At 43.2% G+C, this 12,762-nt stretch carries 9 protein-coding genes; 1 reads left to right on the top strand and 8 read right to left on the bottom strand.

What is annotated here, in order from left to right; translation table 11 throughout:
• Positions 1-10: 10 nt before the first annotated feature.
• From folE to truA, 8 genes are all read right to left on the bottom strand, one after another.
• Positions 11-565, bottom strand: a complete 555-nt coding sequence (gene folE, locus DWY37_RS09375; protein WP_022242494.1) for a GTP cyclohydrolase I FolE — start codon at positions 563-565, stop codon at positions 11-13.
• Entirely contained in the window at positions 555-1,877 is a 1,323-nt protein-coding gene (locus DWY37_RS09370) for a bifunctional folylpolyglutamate synthase/dihydrofolate synthase (RefSeq protein ID WP_117698167.1), read from the bottom strand. Before DWY37_RS09370 ends, folE begins: the two co-directional genes overlap by 11 nt.
• A gap of 1 nt (position 1,878) precedes the next feature.
• Positions 1,879-4,116: a DNA gyrase/topoisomerase IV subunit A gene (locus DWY37_RS09365; protein ID WP_117698168.1), complete on the bottom strand. Its 2,238-nt coding sequence runs from the start codon at positions 4,114-4,116 to the stop codon at positions 1,879-1,881.
• A 95-nt stretch (positions 4,117-4,211) separates the two neighbouring features.
• Entirely contained in the window at positions 4,212-6,134 is a 1,923-nt protein-coding gene (locus DWY37_RS09360) for a DNA gyrase/topoisomerase IV subunit B (protein ID WP_117698169.1), read from the bottom strand.
• Between the two features lie 478 nt (positions 6,135-6,612).
• Positions 6,613-7,695 (bottom strand): DUF1002 domain-containing protein, encoded by a 1,083-nt coding sequence (locus DWY37_RS09355; protein WP_117698170.1) that lies wholly within the window; start codon positions 7,693-7,695, stop codon positions 6,613-6,615.
• A 14-nt stretch (positions 7,696-7,709) separates the two neighbouring features.
• A complete protein-coding gene (locus tag DWY37_RS09350) occupies positions 7,710-8,648 on the bottom strand; it encodes an alpha/beta fold hydrolase (RefSeq protein WP_117698171.1) in 939 nt (312 codons plus the stop codon).
• A 166-nt stretch (positions 8,649-8,814) separates the two neighbouring features.
• Positions 8,815-10,575, bottom strand: a complete 1,761-nt coding sequence (gene recJ / locus DWY37_RS09345) for a single-stranded-DNA-specific exonuclease RecJ (protein WP_117698172.1) — start codon at positions 10,573-10,575, stop codon at positions 8,815-8,817.
• A gap of 19 nt (positions 10,576-10,594) precedes the next feature.
• Positions 10,595-11,335 carry a tRNA pseudouridine(38-40) synthase TruA gene (truA, locus tag DWY37_RS09340; protein WP_117698173.1) on the bottom strand — a complete coding sequence of 247 codons (741 nt, stop codon included), beginning with the start codon at positions 11,333-11,335 and terminating at the stop codon, positions 10,595-10,597.
• Positions 11,336-11,424: 89 nt separating this feature from the next.
• Here truA and DWY37_RS09335 point away from each other — a divergent pair, with 89 nt between their 5' ends.
• Positions 11,425-12,687 carry a peptidoglycan-binding protein gene (locus DWY37_RS09335; RefSeq protein ID WP_117698174.1) on the top strand — a complete coding sequence of 421 codons (1,263 nt, stop codon included), beginning with the start codon at positions 11,425-11,427 and terminating at the stop codon, positions 12,685-12,687.
• The last annotated feature ends 75 nt before the right edge of the window (positions 12,688-12,762 follow it).

Here is a 12,762-nt window from a genome sequence, read left to right as displayed (position 1 = left end):
ATCACCATATCTAACGCACCATCTGGAAAAATTTATTTACCAGACGCTCATCCTCATTAAAGATTCCACGGGTCACATAAGTAACCGTCCTGCTGCCCGGCTTCTTAATACCACGCATCGTCATACACATATGCTCTGCTTCCATCATAACCATGACACCCTTCGGCTTTAACTGCTCCATCAGTGCATCTGCCACCTGTGCCGTAAGCTGCTCCTGAATCTGAAGCCGTCTTGCATAGATTTCCACGGTTCTTGCCAGCTTGCTGATGCCGACTACTTCTCCATTTGGAATATAAGCAACGTGGGCTTTTCCATAAAATGGAAGCATATGATGCTCACAGGTAGAATAAAAAGTAATATCCTTTTCTACTACCATCTCATTGTTGCTGGCATGAAATCTTTTCTTTAAAGGCTCTGCGGCATCCATGTCCATTCCGCCAAAGATTTCTTCATACATCCGTGCAATACGATCCGGAGTCTCAAGTAAGCCCTCCCGGTTCACATCTTCGCCAATGCCTTCTAATATCAGCCGTACTCCTGCTTCCACTTTCTCTTTATCTATCATTCTTCTGTCCTTCCCGATACTGTATGACAGCCTGCTTTGCCTCTGCAAGATATGACAAGGAGCCAAATATCAGCACCACATCTTCTCTCGAGCTCTCAGCAATTGCATGTCTTACCGCATCTTCAATCAAAGGTTCTGTTATTACTGTTTGATAGCCTGCTGCCTTCGCTTCCTCCGCCAGCTTCTCTGCCGGAAGTGCCCTGCCATTATGCGGCGTTACCGCATATACAGTTTCCGAATAAGGACGCATTATCTTTAAAATCTTCTCATGTGCCTTATCAGCAAGCACCCCTATTATATAGGTTATCTTACGATTTGTAAAACAGTTTTCCAGCGTTTTTGCAAGTTGCAGTGCTGCGCCCTCATTATGGGCACCATCCAGAATGCATAATGGTTCCTCTAAAACACGTTCAAAACGCCCATTCCAGCAGACCTTCTGAAAGCCATTTTGTATCACCGATAAGGTAAGCTGCGGAAATGTTTTCTCTTTCAATACTTCTATTACTTTAAGCGCACAGGCTGCATTGGCTGCCTGATAGGCTCCGGTCAGCGGAAGCTTTATCTTCCACTGTGAATTATCTTCTCTTACATAATCAAACTGCATTCCATTCATATCATACAAAAGATTTCTTATGGCATCCTTCCTCGGCTGGTACAGCTGTGCTTTAAGCCGCTCTGCCTCCTTGACAAGAACCTCTGTCACAGCATCTTCCTGCCAGGCAGATACCACCGGGCAGTTCTCTTTTATGATTCCAGCCTTTGCAGATGCAATCTCTGATAACGTATTTCCCAGGAACTGCATATGATCCATGCTGATAGAAGTAATGACACTGCAAATGGGATGGGTAATCAGATTGGTTGCATCCTCTCTTCCCCCCATGCCGGTTTCCAATAACACCACATCACAGGCTTCTTCTTTAAAATATAAAAACGCTGCTGCAGTCTCTACCTCAAAGGACGTCGGATGCGGAAGTCCTTTTTCTGTCAGTGTAAGACAGGCTGTCTTTACTTTTTCCATCAAGGCAGCGTATGCTTCTTCGGAAACTGCTTTTCCGTTTATCTGCCAGATTTCCCGATAGGAAAAGACTGCCGGCGAGCTGTATCTTCCCACTTTTAATCCTGCTTCTGAAAGCACCGCCTGAAGCATTGCACCCACAGAACCTTTTCCATTAGTTCCTGCAATATGAATGATGGTAAGTTCTTCCTGCACATCCCCCAGTTCTTTCATCAGTGCACGGATACTGTCCAGTCCTAATATACTGCCATATTTTTTTGTTTCTTCTACAAATGCAAGTGCCTGCTGATATGTCAATTTATTTCTTTACTCCTTTGGTTGCACGGTTTCCAATATGAAGCCGGTTCAATGCAATTTCTTTATCTTTTACCATGACCACCGGCGGTTCTTCCTCACCCAGTGCATAGATGTTGGTCAGTTCATCCCCTGCTGCAAGCTTCATTCCGCAGACTCCGATTGCCCCCTTCTTCTTCTCAGGAATCGTATCTGCTGCGATCCTAAGGAACATGTCCTTTGCCGACTGCATAACAATAGTCATATTTTCTTCTACCGGTGCTACGAATATAACTGCATCATCATCTGCAAGCTTCGTGGCAGCTGTGGTACGTTTTGCTACGTCAAATTCTTTTCCATCCACCTGTTTTAACATGGCTGTCTTCGTTCCAAATAAAAGCTTCTGCGTACACAGTGCTGCCAGATCTGTGATATAAATCAACTGCTCTTTAGAGCTGTCATAATTACTTACATTATCAATCGGCTGTCCCTTGTCACGGAATTTTCCAAACGGCAAATCGACTACCTTCAGCAGATGCATCTGTCCGGTATTGGTAAAGATGCAGATTTTTCCGGTATTCATACAATGAAGTACATAACGGTTCTCGCTGTCTGCTGCTTCTTTATTACGCTCATAAGCCGCCACATCAATGGTTTTCGCATAGCCAAAACGATCCATCAAGAAGACTACTTCCATCTCTTCCATCTTCTTTTCTTCATAAACGGCAGCTTCCACATTGTCGATATGGGTACGGCGTTTTCTGGAATAGTTTTTCTTAAGACCATCCAATTCCTTCATAATTACCTTCGCCATTGTACTGCGGTTGGTAAGAATATCTTCGTATTCTGCGATATTCTTTAATGTGGTATTATGCTCATCCATCAATGCTTCCACTTCCAGACCAATCAGCTTATAGAGGCGCATCTCTAAAATTGCTGTTGCCTGACGTTCTGTAAAGTTTAACTTCGAAGCTTTCTTTTCGGATTCTTTCGTTTTGAATTTAATATTTTCGGTCACACCGTTCATCAGACAGTTTTTCGCATCCTTGATATTACGGCTTCCTCTTAAGATTTCAATAATTAAATCAATGACATCGCAGGCACGGATTAAGCCTTCCTGAATCTCTTTCTTATCCAGTTCTTTTGCCAGTAATGTCTTATATTTTCTGGTAGCAAGCTCATACTGGAACTTTACATGGTGGCGGATAATCGGAACCAGTCCCAGAGTCTCCGGTCTTCCGTCTGCTACTGCCAGCATATTGACACCAAAAGTATCTTCTAATTTTGTCTTCTTATAAAGGAGATTGCAAAGATTCTGTGCATCTGCTCCTTTTCGAAGTTCGATAACAATGCGGATTCCCTCCTTGGATGACTGATTGGAAATATCCACAATATCATTTGTCTTCTTGGTCTCAACCAGACTGTAGACATCATTTAAGAATTTTCCAATATTGGCTCCAATCATGGTGTATGGAATTTCCGTAATAATCAGGCGCTCTTTTCCGCCTTTTACTGCTTCAATTTCTACTTTTCCACGAACCTTAATCTTACCGATTCCAGTCTCATAAATGGAAAGCAGTTCATCCTGGTTGGTCACAATTCCACCGGTCGGGAAATCCGGTCCCTTGATGTATTTCATCATTTCTTCTGTTGTAATATCCGGATTCTTCATATATGCTTTGACACCATCAATGACTTCGCCAAAATTATGCGGTGGAATGCTGGTTGCCATACCAACGGCAATACCCTCTGCTCCGTTTACCAAAAGGTTCGGCACCTTTACCGGAAGTACTTCCGGTTCTTTTTCTGTCTCGTCAAAGTTTGGCACAAAATCTACTACATCTTTATCCAGATCCGCAAGGTATGCTTCCTGGGTAATCTTCTGCAGGCGAGCCTCGGTATATCGCATCGCCGCCGCTCCATCTCCCTCGATGGAACCAAAGTTACCATGGCCATCTACCAGTGGCAGGCCTTTCTTAAATTCCTGAGCCATTACCACCAGTGCATCATAAATGGAGCTGTCACCGTGCGGATGATATTTACCCATGGTATCTCCCACGATACGGGCACATTTACGGTAAGGTTTATCATAACGGATGCCAAGTTCGTGCATATCATAAAGTGTTCTTCGCTGTACCGGCTTCAGACCATCTCTGACATCCGGCAATGCTCTTGCGATAATAACGCTCATGGCATAATCGATATAAGATTTCTGCATTACTTCCGAATACTCGGTGCGGATAATCTGTTCTTTCGTTTCCATAATCTATCCAATTCCTTCCTGATTTTCTGCTTCTATCATTTCCCATACATCCATAAAAATATGCTGTCAGCAATTCCTTACGGATTCATAGAAATTTATATGTCAAGTTCTGCATCCTTTGCATTATCATAGATGAATTTACGACGCGGCGGTACATCCGTTCCCATCAGCATCTCTGTTACATCCGATGCCATTCTGGCATCTTCGATTTCTACCTGTTTTAACATTCTTGTTTCCGGATTTAAGGTTGTCTCCCATAGCTGGTTTGCATCCATCTCTCCAAGACCTTTGTAACGCTGCAGGGTAAAAGAACCTTTATGTGTTTTACGATAACGTGCCAGTGCTGCATCATCATAAAGATATTCTTCTTCCCCTTTGCTTGGCATCGCCTTATATAATGGCGGCATCGCAATATAGACATGTCCTTCGTAAATCAGTTCCGGCATAAACCGGTAAAACAAAGTCAGAAGCAGCGTTGAAATATGTGCTCCATCCACATCTGCATCTGCCATGATAATTATCTTATCATAACGAAGCTTGCTGATATCAAAGTCATTTCCATATCCTTCGGAAAATCCGCAGCCAAATGCATAAATCATAGTTTTTATCTCTGCATTAGCCAATACTTTATCAATACTTGCTTTCTCTACATTTAATATCTTTCCACGAATCGGAAGAATTGCCTGGAACATTCGGTTTCTTGCAGTCTTTGCAGAACCACCCGCAGAATCTCCCTCTACGATGAAAATCTCGCATTTGGATGCATCACGGCTCTCACAGTTTGCCAGTTTGCCATTGGAATCAAAAGAAAATTTCTGCTTGGTCAGAAGATTCGTTTTGGCTTTCTCTTCTGTCTTACGAATCTTGGCAGCCTTCTCGGCACAGCTGATAATTGCCTTTAAAGTATCCAGGTTACGGTCAAAGTACATCTGAATTTCATCATTGGTTACTTTTCCGGTGGCTCTTGCCGCATCCTGGTTATCAAGCTTGGTTTTCGTCTGCCCCTCAAATCTTGGGTCCGGATGTTTCACAGAAATAACGGCAGTCATTCCATTTCTTACATCTGTTCCGGTAAAGTTTGCATCCTTTTCTTTTAAGATGCCAAGCTCTCTTGCATAGGAATTAATCACCTGGGTAAAGGTTGTCTTAAAACCGGTCAGATGGGTTCCGCCCTCTGCATTGTAAATATTATTACAGAAGCCCAGCACATTCTCATGGAATTCTGTTGTATACTGGAATGCCACTTCAACAGAAATGCCCTCAGATTCTCCTTTATAATAAATGACATCATGGAGACATTCATTATTCTGATTCATCTCTTTTACAAATCCAATGATTCCATCCGGCTCATGATATTCAATATGTTCTACTTCTTCCCCACGTCTATCTTCATAAATAATAGTTAAAGCAGGATTTAAATATGCAGTCTCATGGAGACGGCTCTTTACTTCATCCTCTTTAAATCTTGTCTTTTCAAAGATTTCCGGATCCGGCAGGAAATTAATCTTTGTTCCGGTCTTTTTCGTCTTTCCAATTGTCGGCAGCAGTCCGTTTACCAGCTCTACCGTTGGCACGCCACGCTCATAGCGGTCATGATGCACATAACCATCTCTGCTTATCTCTACATCCATATAAGTAGAAAGTGCATTTACAACAGAGGAACCTACTCCATGAAGACCACCGCTGGTCTTATATGCTGCATTATCAAATTTTCCGCCGGCATGCAGAGTAGAAAATACCACACGGGCTGCCGATACGCCCTTCTTATGCATTCCCACCGGAATTCCCCGTCCGTTATCTTCTACGGTACAGGAGCCATCTGCCTCTAATGTAACACGGATGGTATCACATACACCGGCAAGATGCTCATCTACCGAGTTATCCACGATTTCATATATTAAATGGTTCAATCCTTTTCTTGAGACACTTCCAATATACATTCCCGGTCTCTTTCGGACAGCTTCCAGTCCTTCCAGTACGGAAATACTGCTCGCATCATATGTTTCCTGTTTCGCCATTGTTCCAATCCTTTCTTTCTAAAGACTGCTTCAAAAGAAGCCCTGCGGCTAGTATAACACATGGAGATTTTTTTGGCAAACATGTGTTTTCTATTTTGTTTGATCAGGAAGGAAATGGGCTTCTCATATATTTTATTTGGCAAATTGGTCAAAAGCATATCTATTTGTTCCACTGTATGCAAATAAGATGTTCTAAATGTACCTGATTAAATATAGAAATATCACGCAACCGTCCTAAACGAGCCATCCGGGCTCTTTAGGACTCATTCTGACATCCATGTCAGAATGTTGCTGTATCATGGCAGGTACATTAAGAACTTCTAATTTGCTTCCAAAGTCACAAATAGATATGTTTTTGTACAATTTTGCCATATCCAAAATTTGATTTCTCCATTTGGCACCTGATCTTTCAAAAAAACAACTACCGGGCGAACCGGTAGTTGTCTGAAATCTCTTTTATAAAATTGTCCTGTCTTATTTAATTGAACAGATTCTTAAAGAAATCTGCAATAGAGGAAAACAGGTTGGAGAAAAAGCTTCCTATCTTATCAAAGATGCCGTCTGCACCAAGGTTTTCAATCTTGTCATAAATGGATTTCGCCTGATTTACAAGGCTGTCTACATCAAGATCCAGATTGCCAATCTTCTTTAACAGGTCTAATAACTGCTCTTTCTGCTCTTCTGTCAGTGCAACATCAAATTTATCTGCTGCTTCATCAATGGCATCACGGATACTTGCATCATCCGTAAGATTGTTTTCTGCCATCTGCTGTTTTAAGTATGCAACCAGTCCTTCTACGGATTCTGCATCTGCACCAGTGCTGCTCTCTAACTGTCCGGTTAAAACCAGCTCATTTAATGCAGTATCTACATTTTCCTGTGGAAGTTCTTTTCCGGTAATCTCCTGGTATGCCTTAAACACACCTACCAGAGCTGCTGTTCCGGAAATATTCTGTGGTCCTGCAACAATTATGTCCGCATCTTCAATTCCGGCTGTTACCAGTGCATTCTTATACATACCAACTGTACAGTATGAAATATTCTTGGTGGAAATATTGATTCCATTTCCTTTATCTTTCTTTACGATTACTACAGAAGACCAGGATTTACTTCCAATCTGTGAAGATGGAATATATGCATCCAGATACTGGTGTTCTTCGGAATTGTTTACTGTAACTACATCATAATTATCAAGCTGTGCAGGATCAATGCCCATCAGACTTAATACTGTATTCTTCTGCTCCTCAGACAGATCAGCACCCAGTGCCAGATATGGTTTATCGCTTTCTTTGATCACGACATTGTCATCTGCCTTATCTTCTGCCGCTGCCGGATTATCTGCAGCTGCTCCACTTTCCGGAGTGCCGGCTGCTGCTCCATTATCTGTATTGGCTGCTGCATCGGAACCGTTGTTCTCTCCGCCTGCTGCAGTACCATTTTCCGATGATGTCTCTGTAGACAGTGTTCCTGTCACTTCTGCTGCGGATGCCTGAAATGGCACTCCAAGAAACAGCATACATGCCAATCCCATTCCCATTATTTTTTTGATATGTTTTTTCATTTTTTCCTCCTTTTTCAGGCAAGGTGAACATTCATCCATGCCAGAATATCATGATATACAACATCACGGTCTGTCTCATTTAAGATTTCGTGACGGTCGTTGTCATATAATTTCCAGGTAATATCCTCTTTGCCGGCTGCATCAAATTTATTATATACCTTCTTTACGCCGCTGCCGCAGCCGCCCACCGGATCCATTGCTCCCGATACAAAGAATAACGGAAGACTCTTTGGAACTGCTTCAATATTTTCCTGCTGGTTGTCAAAAAGAACTGCCTCAAACAGTCCCATATAAGCATTTACCGTAAATACAAACGTGCATTTCGGGTCTGCATAATAGGTTTTTACTATTTCTTCATCCTTGGTCAGCCAGCTATTGGAAGCATCTTTTCCTGTCAGGTCAAACTGATGATAGTATTTATCATAAGATAATTTCTGCAATAATTTACTTCTGTGGTGCCAGCCCAGAAAAGCTGCCTGCAGCTTTGCAATAAACATGGCAAGCTTTGTGGTATTGTCCGGAATACAGCCGGTTCCCATAATTATAGCACCGGTAAGCCCCTCTCCATGTATCGCCAGATATTTCCGAAGCATATAAGAACCCATGCTGTGTCCTAACATAAAATAAGGCACACCCGGATGCTCTTTCCGTGTTATCTCCCTGAGTGTATGCATATCGGCAACCACCGTATCGCTGGGATGCTCTGCAAAATATCCCCATTCATCCTTAGATACAACGGATTCACCGTGTCCGATATGGTCATGTCCTACCACCAGAAAACCATTGTCATTTAAAAATTCTGCAAAAGCCCGGTAGCGCTCAATATATTCCACCATACCATGTGTTATCTGTAAAACTGCACGATACTTTCCATCTTCCGGAGTCCATCGTACTGCATGAACTGTGGTTCGTCCATCTGCGGAAGGGAAAGAAAATACTTCCTCTTTCGTCATATAATATACCCCCTGTATGTTATAAATCCCTTATATTTTACAATGATTCTGCGTTTTTTACAACCGAAGTGCCCTGCAAAAAACATAATACTCTATTAAATTTTTCTTAAGTCCCTAAAGTTTTACCTACAGAACACGCCTCTGAAAGTTTCTTGTGTATGCCGGACTACCGAAAACGCCGTATTATTGCCTGCACACTTTCTCTTCCACTGTAAGTGTCCACTGCCGGCTCATAAACAGCTGCAAACTGTATGCTGTTTTCTCTTCCATGCATAGCTGCATCCACTTCTTCACTGCCAAACTTTTCACTGAGAAATGTAAGTAATTTTTCCACTTCTCCAAAATAGACGCCTGCCACCGGATTCCCCCTTGAATCCAACAAATGAAGTTTTAACACATTCCGGTTTACGCCCACTATACCGGCTCTTGTAATCTTAATATTACGGTCTGCAAACACCGGTCTGGTATTGGACTTTCCGCAAGGCTCCAGCACCCTTAACTGCCGGATGGTATCTACCGTAAAATAGGACATCGGAAGCACCGCATCCAGCCTTACCACCTCTACCATATCTTCTTCGGAAAGTTCTGCCTTCTGGTTAAGCTGTTCCCGCAATTTATCAATATCTTCTTCCCGCATGGAAAGTCCTGCTGCCATAGGATGTCCGCCGTATTTTGTAAACAGCTCCGCCACTTCCGTCATTTTATCAAACATGGAATAGGCTTCGATGGAACGGCCGGAGCCTTTGACTCCTTCTTCCCCTTTGGTCAGTACAAATACCGGTCTCTGATAGGCTTCCCGGATTCGTCCGGCAATGATTCCGGCAAGGCTCTCATGGCATTCCGGCAGGTAAACCACTAATACTTTATCTTTTTCCCGTCCTTCCTTTTCAATCTGTTCCAACGCCTTCTGCGTCTCCTGCTGTGTCATATATTTCCGGCTTTCGTTAAGCTCCACCAGCTCGCCTGCCAGTGCAGAAGCCTTTACTTCATCCCGCTCAAGCAGCAGCTCCAGGGAACGTTTTGCTGTATCCAGCCTGCCGCTGGCATTGATGCATGGTCCCAATACAAAACCGATATGATACGCACTTAATGTCTTGTCGGAAAGCTTATTTTTCGCAATCAACGCTTTCATTCCGGAATTCTTCGTATGCTCTAACGCTTTTAACCCAAGCTTTACCAAAATGCGGTTCTCTCCGGTTAAATCCATGACATCCCCCACCGTTGCAAAGCCTGCATTTTCAATAAAAATATCCGCTTCTTCCACCGGAATATCCATTCTCTCATAAAGCACCTGCACCAGCTTCCATGCCACTACTGCTCCGCAGATTCCTTTGCATGGATACGGACAATCCGCCTGCTTGGGATTTACAATGGCATCCGCATTGCTCCATAGAAATTCCTTTCCCTGTTCTGTATTGCAATAAGGAATCTCATGATGGTCCGTTACTACAACCGTCATTCCTTTTTCCTTTGCAAAATTAATCTCGTTGATTGCAGCAATTCCATTGTCACAGGTAATCAAAAGTTCTTTTCCATCGGACAATGCCTGCTCGATTAAATGCTCATTGATTCCATAACCATCTTTCATCCGGTCCGGGATTGCAGCATCCACATTGCCGCCGCACCGGCGGATTCCCTCTAACAAAATATAGGTTGCATTGACACCATCAATATCATAATCACCAATGATACGCATGGCCTTTTTCCCTGCAATGCCCTCTGCAATAATTTCTGCAGCTTTATCCACATCCTTTAATAAATGAGGATTATGTAATGCCTCTTTTCCACCATACAAATATTCTGTAATTTCTTTTTCATCTATTATATCCCGGTTTCTTATAATCCGGGCAATCAGCGGGTCAATTCCATATTTCTTTGCCATTTCCATGAAATTGCCGCCTTTTCTGATTTCAATCCATTTCTCCATGAAGCTTTCTCTGCCTTATCTATTCATATTCCACATTTATGAGCACCAGTCCCTTTGCTGCTGCCATTGGTCCTGCCAGACTGCGGTTTCTGCCCTCTAATATTTCTTTCATCTCACGAACTTCCCGCTTTCCCGTTCCAACTTCTAACAGTGTTCCGGTAAGGATTCGCACCATGTTCTGTAAAAATCCATTTCCGGTAAAAGAAATGTCAAGTTCATCCTTTTTCTCTTCCAAGCGAATCTCATAAATCGTCCGTACTGCCGATTTTTTGAAATGACGGTTGCCGCAAAAAGAAGTAAAATCGTGGGTTCCAATCAGCACTTCCGCCGCTGCCTTCATTTTGTTAATATTCAGGTTTTCTGCCACCGGTGTTACATATTTTCTCCGGAATACATCCGGCTTCTCTCCTAAAAAAATGCGATAGCAATAAGTCTTTTTTACTGCGTTTAATCTGCTGTGAAACCGGAGTGGTACTTCGGATACCTCCAATACCACAATATCCTCCGGCAGATACTGGTTGCAGTACCTCTTTATCTCTTCCGGTTCATATGCACTCTGAAGTTTAAAATTTGCCACCTGTCCCATGGCATGCACGCCCGCATCCGTTCTTCCGGAGCCATGTATCTCTATTTCTTCTCCTGTCATTTTCTCCAATACCGACTGCAGCTTTCCCTGAATGGTCTGCTCCGTATTTCCCTGCACCTGCCATCCGCTGTATCTGCTGCCATCGTATTGCACTATCATTTTATAATTTGTCATGTTATTTCTCCATTCATTATGCAACAGTATAACACGTTTTTCTCCATTCCGGCATATACTTTATGGAATAAATATCATGAGGTTTCCATATGTCAAACCTTTCTTATATGCAAAAAACCACGGACATGGGGCAACTGCGGATTCATGTCACCACAGAGCGTGGCTTTTTCCCTATTAAAGATGCCTCCATCCGTCTTTCCTATACGGGAAATCCTACTGAAATCATTGAAGAACTATCAACTGACATTTCCGGTCAGACTGCAGCAGTTGAACTGCCGGCTCCCCCCTTAGAATATAGCATGGAACCTTCTGAATTCCAGCCTTACTCGGAATATACCATTCAGGTAAATGCGTCCGGCTACCGTCCCATCAACATTTCCGGAATCTCCGTTCTGCCGGATAAAACTTCCATCCAAAATGTCCGGATGGAAACTGCCACCGTGGAAAATCCCCCGGAACGAAATATTGTTATTACTGCCAACACTCTCTATGGGAATTTTCCGCCGAAAATCCCAGAGGATGAAATCAAGCCGATGAATGAAAGCGGCGAAATTGTCTTAAGCCGTGTTGTCATCCCGGAATATGTTATTGTCCATGACGGACCGCCAAGCGATTCTTCCGCCAACGACTACTATGTCCGCTACCGGGATTACATCAAAAATGTTGCCTCCAGCGAAATCTATGCTACCTGGCCGGATGCAGCTCTCCGTGCAAATATTTTAGCGATTATGTCCTTTACCCTGAACCGGGTGTATACGGAGTGGTACCGGAACAAAGGCTATGATTTTACCATTACTTCTTCCACCGCCTTTGACCACAAATTTGTCTACGGCAGAAACATCTTTTCCAACATTTCCAATATCGTCGATGAGATGTTTAACAGCTACCTTTCCCGTCCGAACGTCCGCCAGCCGATTCTGACACAGTACTGTGACGGGCAGCGGGTAAGCTGCCCGAACTGGATGACTCAGTGGGGGTCGAAATACTTAGCCGACCAGGGATATTCCACCATTGAGATTCTGCGCTACTATTACGGCAGCAGTATGTATATCAACACGGCGGATGAAATCAGTGGTGTACCTGCTTCCTGGCCGGGCAGCAACCTTGAGATTGGTTCTACCGGGGATAAGGTGCGGATGCTACAGGAGCAGCTGAACCGGATTGCACGTAACTATCCTGCGCTTCCGACTATTACCGTGGATGGCATTTATGGTCCTGCCACCAAAGCTGCCGTAGAAAAATTCCAGTCCATCTTTGGGCTTCCAGTTACCGGAATTGTGGATTTCCGTACCTGGTACCGTATTTCCGAAATTTATGTGGCAGTTTCCAGAATTGCAGAATTGTATCAATAAATTTCATAACTTAAACCTTTTCCGGAATTCTTTTTACCGCAAACCCATAGTAATTATAAAAATACAATGCTATAC

Source organism: Roseburia sp. AF25-13LB (assembly GCF_003478915.1).
GTDB classification, from domain to species: domain Bacteria; phylum Bacillota; class Clostridia; order Lachnospirales; family Lachnospiraceae; genus Roseburia_C; species Roseburia_C amylophila.
This window is presented reverse-complemented; position numbering and strand designations above follow the sequence as displayed.

Bases quoted from the DNA above. Each gene is read 5' to 3' on its own strand.
- recJ (WP_117698172.1), bottom strand. From the start codon at position 10,575: ATGGAGAAATGGATTGAAATCAGAAAAGGCGGCAATTTCATGGAAATG.
- folE (WP_022242494.1), bottom strand. From the start codon at position 565: ATGATAGATAAAGAGAAAGTGGAAGCAGGAGTACGGCTGATATTAGAA.
- DWY37_RS09360 (WP_117698169.1), bottom strand. From the start codon at position 6,134: ATGGCGAAACAGGAAACATATGATGCGAGCAGTATTTCCGTACTGGAA.
- DWY37_RS09335 (WP_117698174.1), top strand. From the start codon at position 11,425: ATGTCAAACCTTTCTTATATGCAAAAAACCACGGACATGGGGCAACTG.
- DWY37_RS09355 (WP_117698170.1), bottom strand. From the start codon at position 7,695: ATGAAAAAACATATCAAAAAAATAATGGGAATGGGATTGGCATGTATG.
- DWY37_RS09365 (WP_117698168.1), bottom strand. From the start codon at position 4,116: ATGGAAACGAAAGAACAGATTATCCGCACCGAGTATTCGGAAGTAATG.
- truA (WP_117698173.1), bottom strand. From the start codon at position 11,335: ATGACAAATTATAAAATGATAGTGCAATACGATGGCAGCAGATACAGC.
- DWY37_RS09350 (WP_117698171.1), bottom strand. From the start codon at position 8,648: ATGACGAAAGAGGAAGTATTTTCTTTCCCTTCCGCAGATGGACGAACC.